The sequence below is a fragment of the Pseudomonas paeninsulae genome, from assembly GCF_035621475.1.
GTDB lineage: Bacteria > Pseudomonadota > Gammaproteobacteria > Pseudomonadales > Pseudomonadaceae > Aquipseudomonas > Aquipseudomonas paeninsulae.
Genome location: NZ_CP141799.1, coordinates 4,747,312 through 4,769,783, shown reverse-complemented (window position 1 = coordinate 4,769,783; position 22,472 = coordinate 4,747,312). Strand labels below are relative to the sequence as shown.

The following is a 22,472-nucleotide window of genomic DNA, read 5'->3' as shown; positions in this document are numbered from 1 at the left end:
GATTCGCACGCATGGCGTGCTCCTACAGGTTTGCGACAGTTGAACCCTGTCGTGACACTAGCAGCGATGTGCCGGGTTGTGCAGGCACTCGAGCAGGCTACTGTGCCAGTCCACCAGCTGGACCTGCCAGTCGCGTTGCAGGCGACTGCAGTCGAGGCGCGAGTTGAGCGGGCGCTGCGCCGGGGTCGGGTAGGCGCTGGTGGGGATGGGCTGCAGGGTCGCGGTGGGCTTGCCTTGCGTGCGCAGTTGCTCGGCGATCGCGCTGGCAAAGCCGAACCAGGAGATTTCGCCCTGGGCGGTCAGGTGATAAACGCCCCAGGGCCCGTTTTGGCCGCTGCGCCAATGCTCGATCAACTGGGCGGTGGTACTGGCAATGCTACCGGCCCAGGTGGGCGCGCCAATTTGATCGGCCACGACTTTGAGCTCGTCGCGTTCTTGCAGCAGGCGTTGCATGGTCAGCAGAAAGTTGCGCCCGTGCAGCGAGTAGACCCAGCTGGTACGCAGAATCAGGTGGGCGCCAGCGACGGCCTGAATCGCCCGCTCGCCGGCCAGCTTGCTCTGGCCATAGACACCGAGCGGGTTGGGCGTGTCGTCCTCGACATAAGGCGCCGGCTTACGGCCGTCAAACACGTAGTCGGTGGAGTAGTGGATCAGCGGCACGCTTAGGCTGGCGGCTTCCTCGGCCAGCACCTCGGGCGCCGTGGCGTTGATCGCGAAGGCCAGTTCGGGCTCGTTTTCGGCCTGGTCGACCGCCGTGTAGGCGGCGGCGTTGACGATCAAGTCGGGGCGCAATCCGCGCACTTGCTGGCGAATCTGCGCAGGATCAGCGAGGTCGAGTTGATCGCGACCGCGCACGATCAATTCCCCTTGATCGTGCAGGCTCAGCTGCAATTCGCGACTGACTTGGCCCTGTTGGCCGAGCAGCAGAATCTTCATGGAAACAGCTCCGCAGCGGCCAGGCTGAAACCGGTCTGGTCCTTGGCCGACAGTTGCGGGGCTTCGCTCAGCGGCCAGTCGATGGCCAGGCTCGGATCATCCCAGCGGATGCAGCGTTCATGGGCCGGGGCGTAGTAGTCGGTGGTCTTGTAGAGGAATTCGGCGAATTCGCTGAGCACCAGGAAACCATGGGCGAAGCCCTCCGGCACCCACAGGTGGCGTTTGTTGTCGGCGGACAGGTGCACGCCGACCCAACGGCCGAAGTTCGGCGAGCCGCGGCGGATATCCACGGCCACGTCGTACACCTCGCCGGCAGTCACCCGCACCAACTTGCCCTGAGCTTGCTGCAGTTGGTAATGCAGGCCGCGCAGCACGCCGCGCTGCGAGCGCGAGTGGTTGTCCTGGACGAATTCGCGCTGCAGGCCGGTGGCCTCGGTGAAGGCGCGGGCGTTGAAGCTCTCGTAGAAGAAGCCGCGCTCGTCGCCAAACACCTTAGGCTCGAGGATCAACACCTCCGGTAGATCGGTTGCGATGACCTTCATGCGTGCTCCTCCGCCAGTTTGAACAGGTATTGGCCATAGCCGGTCTTGCCGAAGGCCTGGGCTTGCTTGAGCAATTGTGCGCGATCGATCCAGCCATTGTGGAAGGCGACTTCCTCCAGGCAGGCCACCTTTAGGCCCTGGCGATGCTCGATGGTCTGCACGTACTGTGAGGCCTCCAGCAGGCTGTCGTGGGTGCCGGTATCGAGCCAGGCGAAGCCGCGGCCGAAGCGTTCGACGCGCAACTCGCCGCGCTCGAGGTAGGCGTTGTTGACGTCGGTGATCTCCAGCTCGCCGCGCGCCGACGGCTTGACCGCCTTGGCGATCTCGATCACGGCGTTGTCGTAGAAATACAGGCCGGTGACCGCGTAGCTGGACTTCGGTTGTAGGGGCTTCTCTTCGATGGAAAGGGCTCGACCGTTGGCGTCGAACTCGACCACGCCGAAGCGCTCGGGGTCTTTCACCCAGTAGCCGAATACGCTGGCGCCTGAGGGTTGAGCCGCAGCCCGCGCCAGTTGGTCGCCGAAGTGCTGGCCGTGGAAGATGTTGTCGCCGAGGATCAGGCACACCGAATCGTCGCCGATAAACGCTTCGCCAATCAGAAAGGCCTGGGCCAGGCCATCCGGCGAGGGCTGCTCGGCATAACTGAAGTGCACGCCGAACTGGCTACCGTCGCCAAGCACCTTCTGGAAGTTGGGGAGATCCTCGGGGGTGGAGATGATCAGGATCTCGCGGATGCCGGTGAGCATCAGCACCGAGATCGGGTAGTAGATCATCGGCTTGTCGTAGATCGGTAGCAGCTGCTTGGAAATACCCAGGGTGATTGGGTGCAGGCGCGAGCCAGAGCCGCCAGCGAGAATTATTCCTTTCATGGGGTGCGTTCCTTTATAGCGCGCCGAGGCGTTCGCGTTGATAGCTACCGTCCTGTACGCGGCGGCACCAGTCGAGGTTGTCCAGATACCAGTGCACGGTCTTGCGCAAGCCGCTGGCGAAGGTCTCTTGCGGCGTCCAGCCCAGCTCGCGTTCGATCTTGCTGGCATCGATGGCGTAGCGCAGGTCATGGCCGGGACGATCCGCGACAAAGCTTATCAGCTCGGCATAGGCGCCGCCTTGCTGCGGTCCGGCGTCCCGGCGCGGCGCCAGCTCATCGAGCAGGGTGCAAATACTCTGCACCACATGCAGGTTGGTCTGCTCGTTGTGTCCGCCGATATTGTAGGTCTCGCCGACCTTGCCTGCGGTCACCACCTTAAACAGGGCGCGGGCATGATCCTCGACATACAACCAGTCGCGCACCTGCTGGCCATTGCCGTACACCGGCAGCGGTTTACCATCCAGCGCATTGAGAATCACGCCCATGATGCGCCCCGACCCCAAGGTCAAAGCCGTATACCTCTACCCCAGACCGGTCGATTTCCGTAAATCCATCAATGGCCTGGCGGCCCTGGTCGAGCTGGATATCAAGGTCGCGGTGTTCGACCCGGTGTTGTTCGTCTTCCTCAATCGCACGCGCAACCAAGTGAAAATTCTGTACTGGCATCGCAACGGCTTCTGTCTGTGGCTCAAGCGCCTGGAAGCCGAACGGTTCAAGACCAAGCCAGATGCGGGTGACGAAGCCATTGAGCTGACTGTGCGCGAGTTGAACCGTCTACTGGAGGGAGTCGACCTTTGGGGCAACCAACCTCACAAGGTACTGACGCCACGTTTCGTGACCTAAGCCGGTATAATCCACGGCATGATTTCCATGCCAGAAACCCTTCCCGACGATCCTGTTTTGCTCAAGCAGTACGCATGTGCAGATGGTCGGTGCGCGGCAGCTGGATCAGGGAAAAATCGTCCAGCTTCAAGAACAAAACGCGCTGCTGATTCAGCGTCTGTTCGGCCGCAAATCCGAGCAGACCATCGACCCCGACTCGCCGCAGCTGGAGATCTTCAACGAGGCCGAAAGCCTGGCCGAAGGTAAGCGCCTGAAGCTGTTGACGATGAGGTCGAGGAAGAAGTCGTTGCGCCGACCAAGCGTCGTGGCAAGCGCAAGCCGCTGCCGGCGGAGCTGCCGCGCGTCGAAGTCGTCCACGAGCTGTCCGAGCATGAGCTGACTTGCGCCTGCGGTTGCCGCAAGCAGGCCATCGGCGAAGAAACCAGCGAACAGCTGGAAATCATCCCGATGCAAATCCGGGTGATCAAACACATCCGCAAGACCTACGCCTGCAAGGACTGCGAAGCCGCCCCGATCACTGCTGACAAGCCGGCACAACTGATCGAAAAAAGCATGGCCAGCCCCAGCGTGCTGGCGATGCTGCTGACCACCAAATACGCCGACGGCACCCCGCTGTATCGTTTCGAGAAGATCCTCAGCCGCCACGGCATCGACATCCCCCGCCAGACCCTGGCGCGCTGGGTGATCCAGTGCAGCGAACACCTTCAGCCGCTGCTCAACCTGATGCGCGACAAGCTACTGGACTACCCGGTGCTGCACTGCGACGAGACCCGCGTGCAGGTGCTCAAAGAACCGGGGCGCACCCCCCCCCGGCCCCCCCCCGAGCAGCCAATCCTGGATGTGGGTACAAGCCGGCGGCCCGCCAGACAGGCCGTAAGCGCTCCATAAACCGCGTCCGCCAGGACAAAGGCTGTTTTCAGGAGGCCGGCTGGGAGCGCCTATTTTTTGGATCTATGTTTGGTATGTTAGATTATTGGAGGTTTTTTGTTCTCGATAATAACGCATAACTTTCTGCCTATTTTCATGAACGGTTTTTCTATTAGCTCATAAGTAACCTTGGATGCTAACGCTACGGCTAACAGTCCGACCGAGCATGAAATAAGAAAACTAAAGAAAGATCCGATTCCAATACTGTATATTTCAATGAATGTAGAACCCATGGATTTGAATATTGGGCCGTGAAGCAGGTAAATTGAGAAGCTGATAGTTCCGAGAGGCGCAAGAATCTTGGTTGTTAAATTTTCTTTCATTAGAGTTGCAGCGTATAGAGCCAGGGCAGACGCTATTGCATTCCATGTTCTGTAGTCAAAAACAACATTGAGGTTTCCTGTGAGGTTTGCATAGAAAATTAAAATGCTTATCGCAAAAATATAGTGGTGAGCGCTTCTTGGAATGTTGCTTGTATTTATTTTTGCAATGAGCATTCCGATAAGGAATACAGGCAGATGACTGAAAAAATTTATCATCATGTATTGCTGCTTTACCCCCTGCGAAAGCCCAGACTTCTGTATGAACCCTTCTGCAAGTGACTTTATTATTAATGAAAAAACTATTGCTAAGGTTATATGACTTTTTGTCTTCAGCAGAATAAATAAGGCCGGAAATATCAGGTAGAAAAGAAATTCTACGCCTACGGTCCACCCCGCAAATATTGATGTGTGGGCGTGAGTGGGCGAGAAGTTGAACATAAGCGAGAATGTCCAGATCATACTGGTGTCTGATGGAAATAGATTTCCTCCAAAAAAGGATCTATAAAGCACCCAGGCAAAGAATGAAAAGAAAAACATTGGAGCTATTCTGAACCATCGCTTAACTAAAAATCCGGCAACCCAGCGTGAATCAATATTTGTATTGGCAGTAATTTTGGTCAATAGATATGCCGACAGGACAAAAAACAGGGCCACACCAGTGCCGCCTAAGGAGGTTATTTTATCCATCCACCACGGGACTTGAAGCGGTCCCCCAACAGCAATAAGTTTTAGGTGGTAAATAGCCACGGCAATTGCTGCCAGTCCTCGCATGGCATCAATTTGAGTGTTCCTTGATTTGCTCAAAGCTGAATCCCTTGTGTGTAGTTGCAGCACTTAAGGAAGGTCTAAATTAGCCCAGATTTTTTCAGCCGTTTTTTTCGATTTTAAAGAAACTGCTGCTCAACCCGAAATATGGCCATTTTTCGCCTTCATATTCATTCATTTGCCCTTGAAAGGCGTTTCGCCGGTTGCATTCCCGGCATTACAGGCGTACCTCTCCTGCGGTTAGTAGCTTTTGCCGCACCATCCACAGGTTCGATAACGCAAACAGCGTGACCTGCTGGGCCGTGCATTTCGCCAAGCCACGAAAGCGCACCTTGGTGTAGCCAAGCTTGCGCTTAAGCACTCGGAACGGATGTTCGACTTTGGCGCGCACCTGCGACTTGGTATATTCAATCTTGCGCTTCACTCGGCCAATGACACTTTCCTTGCCGTGTTTTTTGTAGTTGCTGGGACGCGCCGAAATCGACAAAATAACCTTACAGCCCTCGTGTTTCGGTCGTTTCTGCCCCCCCCCCAGTGGCCGCATCTACGGTTACGCTGATAATCGAAGCGGGAGATTGACCAGTTTGAACTGAGCGCCTATATCGCTATAGGCGCCCAGTCGCACTACTGCGTCACCACTGTAGGTTCGGTCTTTTTATGCGAAATGAACGGGGCTTTAATTAGTGGTCTTTCTATGAATTTGTAGTAGGCAAGGCTCAGTAGTACGGTGGTCACAACTATGAATATCGCTCCGATCTCTAGGTTCTTGAAGAAAAACCAAACGTTTGCCGCGACGGGGAGCGCGTGCCATGTAAATACAAGTACAGGCATATGCAGAAGATAGATTGCGTAGCTGGCATCTCCTAGCCTTTTAAGGGAGTCAGCGATGGTGCCTTGCGCGCGCAGACAGGCACAACCGTAAACGATTAGAGCCGCAGGTACTCCGAAGGCAATCACTCTTGCAGCCTCTCCAATTTTCCCGCCGGGTAAATATTTGAGTTTAAATGCAGCTATCCCAGCCATAAGTATCAGTGAAAATCCTGCCGCTACGTACACTTTAGGAGATTTGGTTTTGTACTTACTCAAAATAAAAGAGATAAAGCAGCCAATAGCAAACTCAAAAAGAAGGGGACTTGTCAGGTAGCCTGCAGCGAAATTCGCCTGCTTTGCGCCAGCCAATGAAGATATAACACCATAAATCCCGCCTGCCAGTAGTAGTGCGATCACGGTACTTCTGCGCTTGAATAGTAGGCAAGCTGCCATTGCTATATAGAAAATCAGCTCATAGGTAAGAGTCCATGAAACATCAAGCATGCGCTCTTGAGGTGGTATTGGCAAAAGTAGAATAGAAGGTAATACACTTATTGCTGATTTTGCCTTGTCGCTTGACGAAATCGCAATTAAAAGACCGCAAATGGCAAGCGCTGGAAGGTATCCGGAATAGATCCTCCATGTTCTTTTTAAGAAAAACTCTTTTGCGGTCGTATTATTATTGGTGCTCTCCCATATCACAAGGCCGGATATCACGAAAAATATATCAACACCCGAATACAGGAAGTACTTTAAAAAAGTCACGTCCAGCTCGCCTTTGCGCGCAGTGTAATGTAACGACACGTGGTAGATAACAACCATCATGGCCGCTATGAAGCGGAGCGCCTGCACACCATTCATAAGAACTCTACCGTGAGGCCTGGCCAGCCCAAGGGCTGTCCCAGCGCAGCAAATCCAAAAATAACAGGCTGTTATTTGCAGGTAAATCTACCACAAACGACTGACATTATTCACGAAAAATGGCAGTCACTAAGCACCTAGCCTGATCGGCACTCTCCCCCGAGGACCAAGTAATAGGGGGCGAGTGAGTACGCATAAAGCTTAAACACCCCGTCAAATAAGCATTTTTATGCCAGCAGAGAGCAAAACAAAAGCCAGCAACACTTGTATCCAGCGGCCGTTGAGCCGTCTACTCATTAGGCTTCCAACCACGACAGCCGGAATTGAACCCACGAGCAGACTCAATAACATATGGCCGTCAACCATGCCGGCAAACAGGTAACCCAGCCCGGCAACCAATGCCAGAGGTATGGCATGCATGATGTCTGTTGCGACCAGACGATGCGGTGTCATCCGCAGTGGATACAAGTACAGAAGAATCACACTCCCCAGCGCACCAGCACCAACCGATGTTAAAGCCACGCAAAGGCCAAGCACCAAACCGCTGAGCACGGTTAAAGCAGGCTGCAATGCCTTGAAGTGACCTGGATTACCTAGGCGACGCTCTCTCGCGAGCAATCTCAACGCAGGGGCGAGCAGCATACCCAGTGCCGTAATCAGAACGACGGCGCCTATCGCTTCGGTCAACCAGCCAACTTTCTGTACTTTGGCACCGAAACTAACCAACACGACGACCAATAGCGCCATCGGCAGACTACCCAACCACAGGCGTTTAACGACAACCCAATCTATTTGAGCCGAACCATTGTGAATGCTGGCAGCCACTGCCTTGGTGAGGGCGGCAAACCATAAGTCGGTGGCAATTGCCGTCGTCGCAGGCACACCCAGCAGCAACAGAATCGGCATCATCAGGGCCCCACCTCCTACGCCGGTAAGGCCAACAACAAACCCCGTCAGGGCACCTGCCAATGTGTAGGCACCATCAATCATGTTGATACAGAGTTGTCATGTGGAAGCTTTCCAGGGAAAATATGTCGCAGATTGTGATTTAATGTCAAAAATATTCAAGCTCGATTGAGAAAATAATTTTTTACAGAGCAAATCAAAATAAATTACGCATTGCGACAAGGAAGGCTGTTCATGTTAAACCCTGATCTTCTAGGATTGGATGCTCCCGTGGTGTGGGATACGCAGCTGGCATTTCTCCATCTCAATCAACTCAATCAAGCCGATACCAAGCGCACAGCCGAACGGCGACTGCACGAGCTGCAACTCCTTCCTCCCGAGCTAACAGCGGAACACCTGTGCGATGAGCTAGGGCGTCAGCCAACGCCATCGGTCCTGGCGTGGGAGATTGAAAAAGCACGCGCAAAACGTAAATTAGTGCTCTTTGTTCAGCTGCACCGCACCTCTAGCGGAGAAGAGTTTTTGCATGCCAACGACGCCAGGGGCGCGCGCTACTGGTTGCCGCTTGGTACCAGTGATGTAGACGCGAAACAGTTCGCGAGCGCACTGCAACGCCTGCAAGAACATATCGCCAAGCCCGTTGTAATCTTTCCCTGCGGTCGACTGGTTGTTGCTTGCAGGCACGTCAGCGCACCCGCCAATGTCGAACTGGGGCTGTTGAGTTATTCGGCCGTACTAGATGAAACAAGACGCTGCGGCGCGGTCAATGCATCAACGGTTCGCACGCCACACCTCAAGCGCCTTGAAGCTGAAAGCTTGCAGATTATTCGTGAGGCGGTGGCTGAGGCCGAAAACCCCGCCATGCTTTACTCCATGGGTAAAGACAGCGCGGTGATGCTGCACCTAGCGCGCAAGGCCTTTTACCCTTCGTTGCCCCCCTTCCCACTGCTGCATGTGGACACGCGCTGGAAGTTTAAAGAGATGTATTTGTTTCGCGACCTCATGGCACGCGAAAGCGGCATGGACCTGTTGGTACACATCAACCCAGAAGCCATTAGCAAAGATATCAACCCCTTCGATCATGGCTCGGCGCTGCACACCGATATCACCAAGACCGAAGGGCTCAAGCAAGCGCTGGATAAATACAAATTCGACGTCGTGTTCGGCGGCGCACGCAGGGATGAAGAAAAGTCGCGTGCAAAGGAACGTATCTTTTCGTTCCGCACCCAGAGCCATCACTGGAATCCGAAACAGCAGCGACCCGAGTTGTGGAATATCTACAACGCGCGCAAAAACCAGGGCGATAGCATTCGCGTATTTCCGCTATCCAATTGGACAGAGCTCGATATCTGGCAATACATCTACCAGGAAAACATCCCGCTGGTACCGCTGTACTTTGCCAAGGAGAGGCCTGTCGTAGTGCGTAACGGCATGACGCTTATGATTGATGACGCACGCATGAGCCTATTGCCAGGCGAGCAGATTGAAGCCAGAAACATCCGCTTTCGCACCCTTGGCTGTTACCCCTTGACCGGCGCAGTAGAGTCGAATGCCGTCACCGTGGCCGACATCCTGCTGGAACTGCTCAGCTCCAATAGCTCCGAGAGACAAGGACGCGCCATAGACAGTGACAGCTCTGCCAGCATGGAAAAGAAAAAACAGGAGGGCTATTTCTGATGACACATAAAGCACAAACAACAGCCGCCAGTAAGCCTTCGTCGGTTGAGGCCTACCTTGAACAGCAAAAAAATCAAGACCTGCTGCGTTTCATAACCTGCGGCAGCGTCGATGATGGAAAAAGCACCTTGATTGGACGTCTGCTCTGGGACGCCCAACAACTGACTAACGACCAGTTGGCAGCACTAAAAAACGAATCGAAAAAGTATGGCACCCAAGGTCCTGACATTGACTTTGCCTTGCTCGTCGATGGCTTGTCCGCGGAGCGCGAACAAGGCATCACCATCGATGTGGCCTATCGCTTCTTCTCGACCAGCAAACGCAAGTTCATCGTTGCCGATACGCCCGGTCATGAACAGTACACGCGAAACATGGTCACCGGCACCTCGACGGCAGACATGGCTGTCATCCTGGTCGATGCCCGGCAAGGCGTTCTGACCCAAACCCGGCGCCACGCCTACCTTGTTTCGCTGATGGGCATCCGCCATGTGGCGTTAGCCGTCAACAAGATGGATCTAGTCAGTTTTGATGCCAGCATTTTCAACCAGATCTGCCAGTCTTTTGAAGACTTCGCGCAAACGCTCGGCTTCGCCAGCATTACACCTATGCCCCTGAGCGCACTCAAGGGCGACAACATCACCGAGCGCTCGGCCAATACCCCCTGGTACAAGGGGCCGACATTAATGGGCTACCTGCAAACAGTCGAAGTGACCACCCAAAAATCGGATCGTTTGGTGTTCCATGTGCAGTGGGTAAACCGCCCCAACGCCTCGTTCCGTGGCTTTAGTGGTTACTTGAGTGAAGGTCAACTGAGGGTTGGCGACGAAATTCGGGTTACCCAATCAGGGCACACCGCCACAGTCGCGGAGATTGTTAGCATGGACGGCCCACAGCAAATGGCCGCATGTGGCGACGCCATCACCCTAAGGCTCGACACAGAAATTGATGCATCTCGCGGCGACATTTTCTCCTCAAGCCAGCGCCCACTGGAAACCACCGACCAGTTTGAAGCAACACTGGTGTGGATGAATGAAGAAGCCGGGCTGATCGGCCGCAGTTACGACATCAAGCTCGCCGCACAGTGGGCAACAGCATCGGTTACTAACATCAAGCACAGAATCAACATCAACAACCTTAACCACGAGGCCAGTACACAACTAAGCCTGAATGACATCAGCATCTGCACCTTAGCCATCAGTAAACCCTTGGCTTTTGACAGTTATCAACACGCAAAATCACTCGGCAGTTTCATTCTGGTCGACCGCATAAGCAATGCCACGGTTGCCGCAGGGATGATCAACCACAGCCTGCGCCGCGCGCAAAACGTGCACAAACAGGCGCTCGCCATCACCCGCGTGGACCGAGAAAAGCTCAACGCCCACAAGGGCAAAGTGATCTGGTTCACAGGTCTGTCGGGTTCTGGCAAGTCAACAATCGCCAACGCACTGGAAGTAGAACTGCACAACCGCGGCTATCGAACCTACATCCTGGATGGCGATAACGTGCGTCAAGGCCTGAACAAAGACCTCGGCTTTACCGATGCGGATCGTGTGGAAAATATTCGACGCATTGCCGAAGTGGCCAAGCTAATGATGGATGCCGGTATAATTGTGATGACCGCATTTATTTCACCGTTCAGGCGAGAGCGGCAAATGGCGCGAGAACTCATAGGGGAAGACAACTTCCTTGAAATATACGTCAGTACATCTCTGGAAGTCTGTGAGCAGCGGGATGTGAAAGGGCTCTACAAAAAAGCTCGCGCTGGGCAGCTGCCGAACCTATCTGGGGTTGGCAGCTCATATGAGTCACCTGTTGCAGCAGACTTCGAGATTAATACCGCATACGGCGAGCCGAATACTGCCGTGACTAAAATCCTGAACAAGATCGAGAATATATTATAGTAGGCGATGGTGGGGAGATCAGTACAACAAGCAAATCTTTCAGAAGATGTTTCAATAGCCTAAAGGCGAACCCCGCGCCTAATAATAAATTACAATACAGCGACTCGATCAGACGGCGAAGCAATACGACGCACTTAGACGATTAGAATACCTCTGGAGTTATAATGAGCAATTTTTCGGACTAAAACTCATATGTTCAACAAGATATTTATACACGCCGGACTTCATAAGACTGGAACTAGTTACCTGCAAAACTGCTTAGACGTACTTTCTCGAAACGAGGAACTCGCACATACTGCCTATCCCGTACTAAATGAAAACAACGAATTTACACGGATACAATCAGGCAATGGCGAAGCCATTGCTTTTCAGCTACTAAAAGAACAAGTCCCTTTATGCTCAGAGGAAGCCATTAACCGTTTAGTGAAAAGCTTAATTGACGAGTCTGACAAGACAAAGTCTTCGCTCCTAATATCAAGCGAGCATTTTAGCGACGCCGAACCTGATAGATTTAAATGCCTTATTCAGCTTCTGCTAGGACACACAAAAGAAGTTGGAATAATTGTTTGCACACGCCCACTGGCCGAACTTTGCCAATCAAAATACCATCAGGAAATTAAACGTCATAGCCTGTCAACGCCGTATGATGATATTTATTTTTTGAAGTTTAGCGAAAGGCTAATCACTCAATTCTCCAATTTTGGACTAATTTCTGAATACGCTCATGTGCAGGTAATAAATTACAACAACTGTAATTTATTAGTCACTCTACTAGAAATTATTGGCGAAGATGTAGCGCTCGAAAAACAATTTAATAACTCTGTCGTTAATCGCTCATTAACCGAAAGCGAATTAGACTTGCTGCGCGCCATCAATAGCGTTTTCAAAAACGACAAACTATCGACCAGCATTAGTGACCGCTGGATTTATGCACAACCAGAAACGCTTAGCCATAGAGAAACCCCTGACCCAGATAGACTTTTTCAGGCATTCAATATCACCCTTTCCGCAAGCGAATACACATTAAGCTCGGCGACGTGCAAAACAATGATAGGGAATACTCTAGCAAGGACAACGCCTCCGTTCGAGGCTGGTACTTTACAAAACAAAAATTTATACCAGGAAAACAAAGCGAAGAAGACGCCTCAAAGAGAAACTTTACTGCTGATGGCGCTCGAGGAAATAAATAAACTTAGCAAATTTGAAGAAGCACTCGTAGAGCATACGAGCAAACTGAAACCCACCAAGGAAGCCTTTGATCCGATTCATTATTTATTGCTGAATCGAGATGTATTGGCAGCCGGCGCCGATCCAGTTAAGCATTTTAAAAGTTTTGGCGCTAAGGAAGATCGTTTCACGGCTTATAACTATGTGTCTTCTCTGTATGATGTATAACTTTTTCCTGATTACGTACCAAGCTCAGTTGCTTCATTGGAATCCCCTGCTACGGTTAACTGTATGAATAACCAGCAGTAGGTGTCCCATGGCCCGCAATCAGGTTCAATTCCAGCCCGGTCTTTCGCTCACTAACTTCCTTAAGCACTACGCAACCGAGGAGCAGTGTCGCGAAGCGCTCTTCAAGCTACGTTGGCCAGCCGGCTTCATCTGCCCCGAGTGTGGCCATCAGGGCGCCTGCTGCCAATTGGCACGGCGGCTGTATCAGTGCAACCGCTGCCATCATCAGGCCTCGCTGACCGCGCGGACGATTTTTGACAGTACCAAGCTCCCTCTGACCACCTGGCTCCTGGCGATCTACCTGCTGACTCAACGCAAGAACAGCTTGTCGGCCTTGCAGCTCTCGCGTGAACTGGGCGTGAGCTACAACACGGCCTGGCAGCTCAAGCACAAGATCATGCAGGTGATGTTCGAGCGCGAACGGAACACGGTGCTCAGTGGTCGCATTGAAGTCGATGATGCCTATCTGGGTGGTGAGCGGCCGGGAAAGCGCGGTCGCGGCTCGGAGAACAAGGTTCCCTTCATCGCGGCGGTGCAGACCAGCGCAGAAGGCCACCCTCAATATCTGCAGCTACGCCGTGTACGGGCCTTCACGCTCAAGGCGATCGGGAGTTACGCGCAACAGTCGGTGGCGCCTGGAAGTACCGTATTCAGCGACGGTCTTGCGTGTTTCCGGGCTTTCGATGCGCGGGAGTGCCAGCATTTTTCCATCGTGACAGGGAGTGGTCGGGCCAGTGCCCAGCATCCGACCTTCAAGTGGGTCAACACCCTGCTGGGCAACGTCAAGAACGCCCTGACCGGGACTTTTCATGCGTTCGATCTCAAGCATGCTCCGCGCTATCTGGCCGAGTTCGAGTACCGCTTCAACCGGCGCTTCGACCTTGGTGCCATGATAGAGCGGTTCAGCTATGCCGCACTGAGAACACCGCCTATGCCTTACCGACTCCTCAAGCTGGCTGAGGTTTATGCGTAATCAGGAACTTTTTTGGCCTTCCCGGAATGACAAACGGCTCTCACTTAGCCTGGGTACCTATTAATTGTCAGCGCTTGGTCAGAGAGTTCTCACACAGACTGATAAAGTCCCCGTGCTTTAATAACGGGGACTGTAGCGCGCCTTGCCATATTTTTGAATGAACTCTCGCAACCCACCCCCCGACAAGACTTACTCAATTATCAGCGGCGAGTTGTTTAGGTCCCTCACCTCATGCAGGACTCTAGCGCGCACCACATCACCCCTTTTAAAGTCTAGCGCATCTGTAATTTCATAAACGAATGCACATGGTTTTTTAAATTTAGTCAACAGGTCTGCGCGAGGCATATCAGCAATAATCTTCCCAATACTTACATCATTCAAAAAAAACTCAACAACAGCAGGAGCCTCGCTATGCACATAACGAGCCCAACCATATATTGAACGATTTGATATTTTATCGACCCAACCCTGCGCTTTAGTTATCCTAGAAGCCTCAAGGTAATCTTGCGGATCTGGCCTGACAAAGTCCACAGCAGATTTTATTTGATTAGCCGACGGGATTAGCCTACAAAACGCAACTAGTGAATTGACAAAATTAACAGGGTCCGCAAGCACTTTATCATAAGATAATAACATTGCTGGGGCGCTGGTTTCGCTTAAAAAAACCAAGGTGCCCGCATACTGATTTAAAGCGCGCTGCATTCCTGGAAGTATTTCACTTCGCATTGAAATCGCGTTTCGCTGAGAAATAGAAAAAACATCTTTGTATATAAAAACATATCTCACACGCTCAAAAACACGCTCCACATCAGACAGATAATCAATCGAAGACGGTCGCTTCCATCCCCAACACTCATGATTACTGGAGTATTCACTTACTATATTACCAGCCTCAATATAATCTTTAGATTCAAATTTTTCTGACAACCGCACATCCTCAAAAACAGGAGGGCTCGCTTGGTCACCCATGAACACCCCGAGCTTTGCTAGAGCCCCAGCCACCATAGAGGTACCACCACGGGCGGCACCTACGACCACTACGGGTATTTTTCTTTCATCATGAGCGCCAATTATTGAAATACCTTTATTCACTAACTCTTTACTCACAATACACCTCATGAAGCATGAAAAAATAACAACTAAACTCTTGACCGTAAACTATTAGTCACCAGATGGCCTATATAAGCCCTCGCTCAAACGCTGCCCGCCTCCAGCCGAACAACACAGCGCTACCAAATGGCCGAGAGTACATGATGCGGCGGAATACTTCTTGCTGATCCACGTCTAGATCTTCTGTTATTTTTTCCACATCGCGGGTGTTAAACATCCCACGATAAACGCCATCCAGCTTGATGATAGACAGGCCTATCTTGTGCAAAATGACATTATTCTGGTGTATTTGCGAACCTCGAGTAAAACAATCGAGAAAGTGTGAAATTACTTCATCCTTTATCACCACTTCCAGGCTGGAGTCTACGTCCTGCACATTAGCAATTGTTTGGTGCAAAAAAGTTTGAAACTGACTAACCGAATTCGCGTAGTGCAAAGCGACTGTCGAAATATCGTTAAGATCTACATTCACTCCAACGCCCAAGCTTGCAGCCGAGCTGTGAAAGTAGCCGGCAACTATATTCTTAGACACCGCTGCAAACGAGAACCTCGGCCAACCGACTGAATCAGAACGCCTTGACAGCTGAGCCACCAGATCAAGTAAATCAGGGTTTGATTGCAGTAAATCGGCAACATGCGCCGTATCATATAACGATCGAAAGCTATCTGAGGAGCTGACGATTTTTTTAAGTGTCTTAGATAGCTCCATCTCCCCGGTCTTGATCACCACCGGGCGCACATCAGTACAGGTGTAACGCCGCCAATACTTTTTAAGCTTTTCATTATTGAGTACGGGATTAGTTATGGCGATACAAAATGAACCCAAATGATGTTCTATTTCGAAGTTCTCGGTGCTGCCAAGCACCTCAACAGTGCCTGTTAGCATGTTTTCGAGAAACGTTGAGATGTGTTTTTTACTAAAAAATACACTGTCGTTAATCATCAAAAGGCAAGGGCAGGTCTCGGCTAAACCATTTGAGTAGATGTATCCAAAGCCTGACTTATAGCTACCGAAATCTCGGCCAAAGTTGTACCGCTCTATATAGCAGTCCATGCAGTGGCGGTAGTCGTCTGGTGTCCCAAGCTTCAGCGTATTGACACCGATAACATAAATACCCAGCGCTCTGGCAGCGGCCATGGCGGCGACGACGTCTTCACGAATCCGTCCTTTTTCATACAGCGCCATCAACATGATTTTCTGCCCAGCATAGGGCTCAGAAAATCGTACTTGATCTTTTTTACCAATACTCTTCAGCCAGCTTACCTTTGACTGCCAAGAAATGTACATCAACGCTACAGGGTACATCAGTCTGTTTTTTAACTGGTCGAAAAAAATCATTTAAAAATCCAAATAGCGATTATGTTTGACGCTGTTTTATAAAGCCCCTAGCAGGCCCATAGTAATGGAGTCTGCTATTTCAGCCTGATTTTAGAAAGTCTACGATTTTAAAAACGTCCAGCTATTTCAATACAATAACTTTCTTTGTTTTGCACGTTATCAAATTATTAGCGGTAGGCATTTGCAGGCTAATACTGTAAGTGGCTTTTTCCAGGGCTGAAACATCAGCCTTTAGCGAAAACCCAGACTTCAAAAACTCATCCTGCTTAAAAGCCTTGACCACGCCTGGGCGATCATACCGAGCGGCGCCTTCGAAGACAAAAGACTTTCCATTCGCACCGGTTAGAATCAAATCCAACAGTGGAGGAGTGGTATTGGTATTGCTGTCCACTGCCCAGCCGGCAAAACTTACGGTACCGCCATCGGCATATGCAACCATGCCACCATCACCATTAATAACATCTAGAGCGCACTTCGTGCTTTGTACTTTTAGAAGCTCACTCGGCTTGCTGCTGCTCGTATCATCACAGCCACCCAGCACTACAAATACGAAAGCCGATGCCAGAACTACCGTGGTTTTTTTATGTAACATAATTTTCTCCTATTATTTATTCATCATGATCTGGTCATACTGCGTCAGCGTGTCGTCCATCGTGGCGCCTTGAATCAAATCGCCCTGATTCAATATCACACATCGATCACATAGGTTAGCGATCTGGCCGCGCGAATGAGAAACCAGGACAACGGTTTGCCCCGAGGCTATTTTTTCCATCATGGTGCGTTCGGCTTTTTTCTTAAAGTGCGCATCGCCCACACTTAATACTTCATCCACCAGCAATATATCCGGGCTGATCACCGTGCTGATGGCAAACCCTAGCCGGGCCGCCATGCCGGTTGAGTAGTTGCGCACAGGTTCATCGAAGAAGTCACCAAGCTCTGAATACTCCTTGACCTGCTCCAGCCGCTGTAGGACCTGCTTTCTAGGATGCCCCAGTAACATGCCGCCGAAGATGGCATTGTCGCGGCCGGTCAAATTGCTATCAAACCCGGCCTGCAATGCGAGTAGCGACACGGATGCCCCGTGATTGATCACCCGACCGGAGTCGGGCTTCAAGGCGCCGGAAATTATTCTCAGTAAAGTGGACTTCCCGGCGCCATTAGCACCGAGAACGCCGAGGGTTTCTCCGGCATAGATGTCAAGATTGATGTTTTTCAGCGGTTCAAAAACCCCGGTCTTGCTTGCCGCGCCGGTCATTTTAAAGCGTACACCTACGTCGCTTAGCGACAAGACCACTCTGGACATCAGGCCATGCCTCTGCGTACAAAATTGCGCCGATGCTTGCTGTAGATGAGCCCATTCAACAGGCCAACCCCCGCAGCAAAAACAGCCACATATCCCAGGCCGAGAAAATCGGGGGTGCTGCCCTGCAGGATGACATCGCGATACGCGGCTATCAGCTGGGTCAATGGGTTGTATTGCAGCCATTGGCCAATGGTGCCGGGCAAGGCCTGGTAGTTGTAGATCACCCCGGACATAAACATCAGCAGGGTCATGCCAGTGCCAATCAGGTTGGCTAGATCACGGGCAAAAGGAAGGATCGCCGCCAGCAGCATGCCAAGGGTTACGGTCAGCAAAAACTGGACGGCAATGATCAATGGCAAATACAGCAAACTCCAGCTCATGCTCTTTTCGTCAGTTACCAATCCGAGCAATAGCAACAGCAGCAGTGCGGGCAGTTGCTTGTATGTGGACTGAACGATGCTTACCAAAGGGAAGAACTCTGGCCTGACGTTGCTGTTCACCATCAAACCTTGTCCGCCGATAATGCTGGTGGCACTGGTCGCTACCGCCTTGTTGAACCACATCCAGGGCACCAGCCCACTGAGCAGGAAAAGGCCGTAGTTTTCCACACCGGTATTTAACAACCGGCCAAACAGAACGTAGTAAATAATCAGATGCAGCAAGGGTTCAATAATGACCCAGGCATAGTTCAGGTGGGTGCGTGCCGACTCAGACTTCAAATTAAGAATGGCTTTGGTATTCACCAACTGCAGAAAATGCTTAAGGCGGCTTTTATCTTTTTTTGGGTCTGTATCCGTTTGTGCCACGACCACAGGTAGCTGCAGCAGATCTGGCCCGTATTGCGCGGCCAGACGATAACGCCGAGCGTCCGCCGGGCTGCCCAGTTGTTTAAAGGCATTAGCGATTTGGCTATAGCCGCGGGTAAAGTCAGGCCGCAGGTCGATCACTGCTTGCCAGCGTTGTTTGGCTTGCTCCCAGTTGCCTTGCTTTTCCGCTATTTCAGCAAATTGAACCCAGGGTTCAATGCGCTCTGCGGTCAGTTCACGGGCTGTGCCATTGAACGCCTCGGCTTGCTGAATACGCCCTAGGCGCAATTCAAGCGCTGCCGAATGGCTGAACAACTCCCAGTGATTGCCCAGCGCTTCCCGACCTTGAGCCAGGTAGCGCTCTTCGAGAGCGAGGCTGCCCTGCAGTCGCGCTGACTCTGCGCTGAGCAGCCAGCTGCCGGCATGTTGTGCAAAGTTTATTCGCGCATGGGCCAGCAGTTCGTCGGCCTGGGTGTAGTGCCCCTGACGCATATAACTGGTAGCACCCTGTAACCAGGGGGCGAGATGTCCTTTATATTGCTCCCTGAAGACCCGCCATAGGGCTGCGGCATCAGCCCAGCGGCCTTCTCGCATAGGCGTCATCGCCAATGCAAAAGCCTCTGCCGGGGCAAGCGTTTCTGTTTGAGACATAGTGGATGGTCTGCCGGATTGTCACTGAACGCAGGGCGCCAGGCCCTGCGTAGATATCATGTCATTGTTAAGGTGTGGACGCTTAGAACACGTCTGCATCGGCAAGGAGCTTGCCTTCGCTGTCTTTGGTCGACAATGCCGGCGTACCTTCATAGGGCCACTGAATGCCGATTTGCGGATCATTCCAGCTGATGCAGCGCTCATGGGTGGGTGCGTAGTAATCCGTGGTTTTGTACAGAAACTCGGCTGACTCCGAGAGCACGACAAAACCATGTGCAAACCCTTCAGGCACCCAGAGCTGGTGCTTATTTTCGGCACTCAGATACGCCCCAACCCACTGGCCAAAGGTCGGCGATTTTTTGCGAACATCCACCGCTACGTCGAAAACTTCGCCTTGCACTACGCGCACCAGTTTCCCCTGGGGTTGCTGGATCTGGTAATGCAGACCACGCAGCACGCCTTTGGCTGAACGTGAATGATTGTCCTGTACGAATTGCACAGTGCGGCCAATAACTTCCTCAAATTGGAGATGATTGAAGCTCTCAAAGAAAAATCCACGTTCGTCGCCAAACACCTTGGGCTCAAATAGCACGACGTCAGAAATAGCTAACGGTGTGGCTTTCATTAGTAAATCGTCTCTTGCAGGAGGCGTTTAAGGTATTGGCCGTAGCCATTTTTCAAGAGTGGTGTTGCAAGTTTTTCAAGCTGCTCGGCGCTGATCCATTTTTGCCGAAAGGCGACCTCTTCAGGGCAAGCGACTTTAAGGCCCTGGCGGTGCTCAAGCGTGGCGATGAAATGACTGGCTTCGAGCAGTGAGTCGTGGGTACCGGTATCGAGCCAGGCGTAGCCACGGCCCATGATTTCTACCGATAGATTGCCTTGCTCCAAATAAACACGGTTCAGATCAGTAATTTCCAGCTCGCCACGAGGCGACGGCTCGATGCTTTTGGCAATTTCGACCACTTGCTGATCGTAGAAATAAAGGCCGGTTACTGCATAGTTCGACTTTGGCTGTAGAGGTTTTTCTTCCAGGCTAATGGCTTTGCCTTGGCCGTCGAACTCAACCACTCCATAACGCTCGGGATCATTGACGTGATAGGCAAAGACGCTGGCCCCCTCTTGCCGCGTCATGGCGCTTTGCAGCAGCTCATTAAAATGATGACCATGATAAATGTTGTCACCGAGTACCAAGGCCGACAGATCGTTACCGATGAAATCTTCACCGATGATGAAGGCTTGCGCCAGGCCATCTGGAGAGGCCTGCACGGCATAGGAAATGTTCAGCCCCCAATTGCCACCATCTCCCAACAGCTGTTCGAAACGCGGAGTGTCTTGCGGCGTGGAGATGATCAGAATGTCGCGGATGCCTGCCAACATGAGGGTGGTCAACGGATAATAGATCATCGGTTTGTCGTAAACCGGCAGCAACTGCTTGGAGATGGCCAGTGTTGCTGGATGCAGACGAGTACCTGAGCCGCCGGCCAGGATGATTCCTTTACGTTTGAGCATGCTTATTTCTCTAGTGTTTCTGTGAGCATCCGTGCCACACCGGCTTGCCATTCAGGCAAGTTCAGGGCAAAGGCCTTTTGCAGTTTTTGGGTATTGATTCGGGAGTTGCTTGGTCGTTTGGCCGGCGTAGGGTAAGCCTCTGTGGCTACCGCACCGAGCGTTGCCGGGGTGACCCTTAGGTGTATACCCGCCGCATCGGCCTGCTCAAGCACAAACTGGGCGTAGCGAAACCAGGTGGTTTCGCCCGCTGCCGCAAGGTGGTAGAGCCCGCCCAGCGCGGGCTGCTGCTGAACAGCCTGAATGGCATGGGCGGTAACATCGGCCAGCAATTCAGCTCCGGTTGGCGCACCGAACTGATCGTCGATCACATTCAAACTGTCGCGCTCTTGGGCCAGGCGCAGCATGGTCTTAGCAAAATTATTGCCCCGCGCGGCATATACCCAGCTGGTGCGAAAGATCAGGTGCGAACAGCCAGAAGCCTGAATCGCCTGTTCGCCTTCCAGCTTACTGGAACCGTAGACATTCAACGGCGCTACCGGATCGGTTTCTTGCCAGGGAGTATCGCCATGCCCGGCGAACACATAATCGGTGGAGTAATGCACCAACAAGGCATTCAAGCACCGCGCCTCCTGGGCCAGCACCGCTAGCGCCTCGGCATTGATTCTGCGCGCGGGCTGTTGCTCGGCTTCGGCTTTGTCTACAGCGGTATAAGCTGCAGCATTGACAATAACGTCAGGCGCAAAGCGCTGTACGGTGGCAGCCAGCCCCGCTAGGTCATTCAGGTCGCCACAGTGATCCGAGCTTTTGGAGTCCAGCGCGAGCAACTCACCCAGAGGGGCCAGGCTGCGTTGCAACTCCCACCCCACTTGGCCGTTTTTACCGAACAAGAGAATTTTCATGCCGTGCGCCCGGCGTAGTTTTTCTCAACCCACTCACGGTAAGCGCCAGACTGGATATTGCTGACCCAATCCTGGTTATCCAGATACCACTGCACCGTTTTGCGGATACCGGTTTCGAAGGTTTCCGCCGGCTTCCAGCCCAACTCGCGCTCGAGTTTGCGGGCATCAATGGCATAACGACGGTCATGACCAGGGCGATCCGTCACGTAGGTAATCTGCTGCTGATAAGGCTGACCGTCGGCACGCGGACGCAACTCATCCAGTAAAGCGCAGACGGTGTGAACGATGTCCAGATTGGGCTTCTCGTTCCAGCCACCGACGTTATAGACCTCACCCACACTACCGGCTTCAAGCACGCGGCGAATGGCACTACAGTGGTCTTTCACGTACAGCCAGTCACGAATCTGCTGGCCATCGCCGTACACTGGCAAGGCCTTGCCTGACAAGGCGTTGACGATCATCAGCGGGATGAGCTTTTCCGGGAAGTGATAGGGGCCGTAGTTGTTCGAGCAATTGGTGGTCAGCACCGGCAGGCCGTAAGTGTGATGATAGGCGCGCACCAGATGATCACTGGCGGCCTTGCTCGCCGAATAGGGGCTGTTGGGCTCGTACTGATGGTGTTCACTGAACGCCGGCTCATCTTTGCCTAGCGAGCCATAGACCTCATCGGTCGACACGTGCAGAAAGCGAAACGCCTGCTGCGCGTCAGACGCAAGGCTCTTCCAATAGGCGCGTACCGCCTCCAGTAGGCGGAAGGTGCCAACGATATTGGTCTCGATAAAGTCTTCCGGCCCATGGATGGAGCGATCAACATGAGACTCGGCGGCAAAATTCAGAATGGCACGAGGCTGATGTTCAGCCAGCAGGCGCGCCACCAAGGCGCTGTCGTCGATATCACCATGCACGAAAACATGCCGCGCATCACCCGCCAAACTGCGGAGGTTATCAAGGTTGCCTGCATAGGTCAGTTTGTCCAGGTTGATCACTGGCTCGTCCGACTGCGCCAGCCAATCCAGTACAAAATTCGCCCCGATAAAGCCCGCACCGCCGGTTACTAAGATGGTCATT

At 52.5% G+C, this 22,472-nt stretch carries 20 protein-coding genes and 3 pseudogenes; 6 read left to right on the top strand and 17 right to left on the bottom strand.

Annotated elements, in window-relative coordinates; genetic code table 11:
* Positions 1 to 57: 57 nt before the first annotated feature.
* The 4 genes and pseudogenes from rfbD (VCJ09_RS21985) to VCJ09_RS21970 all read right to left on the bottom strand — a co-directional run.
* Entirely contained in the window at positions 58 to 936 is an 879-nt protein-coding gene (gene rfbD / locus VCJ09_RS21985; RefSeq protein ID WP_324732139.1) for a dTDP-4-dehydrorhamnose reductase, read from the bottom strand.
* The gene (gene rfbC, locus VCJ09_RS21980; RefSeq protein ID WP_324732138.1) at positions 933 to 1,478 is read right to left on the bottom strand and encodes a dTDP-4-dehydrorhamnose 3,5-epimerase; all 546 of its coding nucleotides are present in this window, start codon (positions 1,476 to 1,478) and stop codon (positions 933 to 935) included. Before rfbC (VCJ09_RS21980) ends, rfbD (VCJ09_RS21985) begins: the two co-directional genes overlap by 4 nt.
* The gene (gene rfbA / locus VCJ09_RS21975) at positions 1,475 to 2,347 is read right to left on the bottom strand and encodes a glucose-1-phosphate thymidylyltransferase RfbA (RefSeq protein ID WP_324732137.1); all 873 of its coding nucleotides are present in this window, start codon (positions 2,345 to 2,347) and stop codon (positions 1,475 to 1,477) included. Before rfbA (VCJ09_RS21975) ends, rfbC (VCJ09_RS21980) begins: the two co-directional genes overlap by 4 nt.
* A 13-nt stretch (positions 2,348 to 2,360) precedes the next feature.
* Positions 2,361 to 2,825 (bottom strand): annotated as a pseudogene (locus VCJ09_RS21970) (GDP-mannose 4,6-dehydratase); the annotation flags it as partial.
* A 4-nt stretch (positions 2,826 to 2,829) separates the two neighbouring features.
* Between VCJ09_RS21970 and tnpB the strand changes: the two are divergent.
* Positions 2,830 to 3,189, top strand: a complete 360-nt coding sequence (gene tnpB, locus VCJ09_RS21965) for an IS66 family insertion sequence element accessory protein TnpB (protein WP_324732136.1) — start codon at positions 2,830 to 2,832, stop codon at positions 3,187 to 3,189.
* An 18-nt stretch (positions 3,190 to 3,207) separates the two neighbouring features.
* Positions 3,208 to 4,060, top strand: a pseudogene (tnpC, locus tag VCJ09_RS21960) (IS66 family transposase); the annotation flags it as partial.
* A 94-nt stretch (positions 4,061 to 4,154) separates the two neighbouring features.
* Here the strand turns inward: tnpC and VCJ09_RS21955 are convergent.
* The 4 genes and pseudogenes from VCJ09_RS21955 to VCJ09_RS21940 form a co-directional block, all read right to left on the bottom strand.
* Positions 4,155 to 5,243 carry an acyltransferase family protein gene (locus tag VCJ09_RS21955; RefSeq protein ID WP_324732135.1) on the bottom strand — a complete coding sequence of 363 codons (1,089 nt, stop codon included), beginning with the start codon at positions 5,241 to 5,243 and terminating at the stop codon, positions 4,155 to 4,157.
* Between the two features lie 178 nt (positions 5,244 to 5,421).
* A pseudogene (locus tag VCJ09_RS21950) lies at positions 5,422 to 5,733 on the bottom strand (transposase); the annotation flags it as partial.
* 95 nt (positions 5,734 to 5,828) lie between these two features.
* Complete coding sequence (locus VCJ09_RS21945) at positions 5,829 to 6,875, bottom strand: acyltransferase family protein (RefSeq protein WP_324732134.1); 1,047 nt, start codon at positions 6,873 to 6,875, stop codon at positions 5,829 to 5,831.
* A 213-nt stretch (positions 6,876 to 7,088) separates the two neighbouring features.
* Positions 7,089 to 7,865 (bottom strand): sulfite exporter TauE/SafE family protein, encoded by a 777-nt coding sequence (locus VCJ09_RS21940; protein WP_324732133.1) that lies wholly within the window; start codon positions 7,863 to 7,865, stop codon positions 7,089 to 7,091.
* Positions 7,866 to 8,015: 150 nt separating this feature from the next.
* Here VCJ09_RS21940 and cysD point away from each other — a divergent pair, with 150 nt between their 5' ends.
* The 4 genes from cysD (at position 8,016) to VCJ09_RS21920 (ending at position 13,787) form a co-directional block, all read left to right on the top strand.
* Positions 8,016 to 9,458: a sulfate adenylyltransferase subunit CysD gene (cysD, locus tag VCJ09_RS21935; RefSeq protein WP_324732132.1), complete on the top strand. Its 1,443-nt coding sequence runs from the start codon at positions 8,016 to 8,018 to the stop codon at positions 9,456 to 9,458.
* Complete coding sequence (cysN, locus tag VCJ09_RS21930; RefSeq protein ID WP_324732131.1) at positions 9,458 to 11,359, top strand: sulfate adenylyltransferase subunit CysN; 1,902 nt, start codon at positions 9,458 to 9,460, stop codon at positions 11,357 to 11,359. Before cysD ends, cysN begins: the two co-directional genes overlap by 1 nt.
* 192 nt (positions 11,360 to 11,551) lie before the next feature.
* Entirely contained in the window at positions 11,552 to 12,754 is a 1,203-nt protein-coding gene (locus tag VCJ09_RS21925; protein WP_324732130.1) for a hypothetical protein, read from the top strand.
* A gap of 88 nt (positions 12,755 to 12,842) precedes the next feature.
* Positions 12,843 to 13,787, top strand: coding sequence for an IS1595 family transposase (locus VCJ09_RS21920; RefSeq protein ID WP_324732129.1), 945 nt, complete (start codon positions 12,843 to 12,845; stop codon positions 13,785 to 13,787).
* A 189-nt stretch (positions 13,788 to 13,976) separates the two neighbouring features.
* On the opposite strand, the gene VCJ09_RS21915 is transcribed toward VCJ09_RS21920, so the two are convergent.
* The 9 genes from VCJ09_RS21915 to rfbB all read right to left on the bottom strand — a co-directional run bounded on the left by VCJ09_RS21915 (position 13,977) and on the right by rfbB (position 22,471).
* Positions 13,977 to 14,894: a hypothetical protein gene (locus tag VCJ09_RS21915; RefSeq protein ID WP_324732128.1), complete on the bottom strand. Its 918-nt coding sequence runs from the start codon at positions 14,892 to 14,894 to the stop codon at positions 13,977 to 13,979.
* Between the two features lie 70 nt (positions 14,895 to 14,964).
* Positions 14,965 to 16,236, bottom strand: a complete 1,272-nt coding sequence (locus VCJ09_RS21910; protein ID WP_324732127.1) for a hypothetical protein — start codon at positions 16,234 to 16,236, stop codon at positions 14,965 to 14,967.
* A 121-nt stretch (positions 16,237 to 16,357) separates the two neighbouring features.
* A complete protein-coding gene (locus VCJ09_RS21905) occupies positions 16,358 to 16,828 on the bottom strand; it encodes a hypothetical protein (RefSeq protein ID WP_324732126.1) in 471 nt (156 codons plus the stop codon).
* Positions 16,829 to 16,840: 12 nt separating this feature from the next.
* Entirely contained in the window at positions 16,841 to 17,539 is a 699-nt protein-coding gene (locus VCJ09_RS21900; protein ID WP_324732125.1) for an ABC transporter ATP-binding protein, read from the bottom strand.
* Entirely contained in the window at positions 17,539 to 18,996 is a 1,458-nt protein-coding gene (locus VCJ09_RS21895) for an ABC transporter permease (RefSeq protein WP_324732124.1), read from the bottom strand. Before VCJ09_RS21895 ends, VCJ09_RS21900 begins: the two co-directional genes overlap by 1 nt.
* An 82-nt stretch (positions 18,997 to 19,078) precedes the next feature.
* Positions 19,079 to 19,621 (bottom strand): dTDP-4-dehydrorhamnose 3,5-epimerase, encoded by a 543-nt coding sequence (rfbC, locus tag VCJ09_RS21890; RefSeq protein ID WP_324732123.1) that lies wholly within the window; start codon positions 19,619 to 19,621, stop codon positions 19,079 to 19,081.
* On the bottom strand, positions 19,621 to 20,505 hold the full coding sequence (gene rfbA / locus VCJ09_RS21885; RefSeq protein WP_324732122.1) for a glucose-1-phosphate thymidylyltransferase RfbA: 885 nt from the start codon (positions 20,503 to 20,505) through the stop codon (positions 19,621 to 19,623). The genes rfbC (VCJ09_RS21890) and rfbA (VCJ09_RS21885) overlap by 1 nt, the downstream gene beginning before the upstream one ends.
* A 2-nt stretch (positions 20,506 to 20,507) precedes the next feature.
* A complete protein-coding gene (gene rfbD / locus VCJ09_RS21880; protein ID WP_324732121.1) occupies positions 20,508 to 21,404 on the bottom strand; it encodes a dTDP-4-dehydrorhamnose reductase in 897 nt (298 codons plus the stop codon).
* On the bottom strand, positions 21,401 to 22,471 hold the full coding sequence (gene rfbB, locus VCJ09_RS21875) for a dTDP-glucose 4,6-dehydratase (RefSeq protein ID WP_324732120.1): 1,071 nt from the start codon (positions 22,469 to 22,471) through the stop codon (positions 21,401 to 21,403). The genes rfbD (VCJ09_RS21880) and rfbB overlap by 4 nt, the downstream gene beginning before the upstream one ends.
* Between the last annotated feature and the right edge of the window lies 1 nt (position 22,472).

Excerpts from the sequence above, each read along its gene's own strand:
- VCJ09_RS21945 (WP_324732134.1), bottom strand. The coding sequence starts at position 6,875 with ATGAATGGTGTGCAGGCGCTCCGCTTCATAGCGGCCATGATGGTTGTT.
- VCJ09_RS21920 (WP_324732129.1), top strand. The coding sequence starts at position 12,843 with ATGGCCCGCAATCAGGTTCAATTCCAGCCCGGTCTTTCGCTCACTAAC.
- VCJ09_RS21895 (WP_324732124.1), bottom strand. The coding sequence starts at position 18,996 with ATGTCTCAAACAGAAACGCTTGCCCCGGCAGAGGCTTTTGCATTGGCG.
- rfbA (WP_324732137.1), bottom strand. The coding sequence starts at position 2,347 with ATGAAAGGAATAATTCTCGCTGGCGGCTCTGGCTCGCGCCTGCACCCA.
- tnpB (WP_324732136.1), top strand. The coding sequence starts at position 2,830 with ATGATGCGCCCCGACCCCAAGGTCAAAGCCGTATACCTCTACCCCAGA.
- rfbA (WP_324732122.1), bottom strand. The coding sequence starts at position 20,505 with ATGCTCAAACGTAAAGGAATCATCCTGGCCGGCGGCTCAGGTACTCGT.
- VCJ09_RS21905 (WP_324732126.1), bottom strand. The coding sequence starts at position 16,828 with ATGTTACATAAAAAAACCACGGTAGTTCTGGCATCGGCTTTCGTATTT.
- VCJ09_RS21910 (WP_324732127.1), bottom strand. The coding sequence starts at position 16,236 with ATGATTTTTTTCGACCAGTTAAAAAACAGACTGATGTACCCTGTAGCG.
- cysD (WP_324732132.1), top strand. The coding sequence starts at position 8,016 with ATGTTAAACCCTGATCTTCTAGGATTGGATGCTCCCGTGGTGTGGGAT.
- rfbB (WP_324732120.1), bottom strand. The coding sequence starts at position 22,471 with ATGACCATCTTAGTAACCGGCGGTGCGGGCTTTATCGGGGCGAATTTT.
- VCJ09_RS21900 (WP_324732125.1), bottom strand. The coding sequence starts at position 17,539 with ATGTCCAGAGTGGTCTTGTCGCTAAGCGACGTAGGTGTACGCTTTAAA.
- rfbC (WP_324732138.1), bottom strand. The coding sequence starts at position 1,478 with ATGAAGGTCATCGCAACCGATCTACCGGAGGTGTTGATCCTCGAGCCT.
- rfbC (WP_324732123.1), bottom strand. The coding sequence starts at position 19,621 with ATGAAAGCCACACCGTTAGCTATTTCTGACGTCGTGCTATTTGAGCCC.
- cysN (WP_324732131.1), top strand. The coding sequence starts at position 9,458 with ATGACACATAAAGCACAAACAACAGCCGCCAGTAAGCCTTCGTCGGTT.
- rfbD (WP_324732121.1), bottom strand. The coding sequence starts at position 21,404 with ATGAAAATTCTCTTGTTCGGTAAAAACGGCCAAGTGGGGTGGGAGTTG.
- VCJ09_RS21925 (WP_324732130.1), top strand. The coding sequence starts at position 11,552 with ATGTTCAACAAGATATTTATACACGCCGGACTTCATAAGACTGGAACT.
- VCJ09_RS21940 (WP_324732133.1), bottom strand. The coding sequence starts at position 7,865 with ATGATTGATGGTGCCTACACATTGGCAGGTGCCCTGACGGGGTTTGTT.
- rfbD (WP_324732139.1), bottom strand. The coding sequence starts at position 936 with ATGAAGATTCTGCTGCTCGGCCAACAGGGCCAAGTCAGTCGCGAATTG.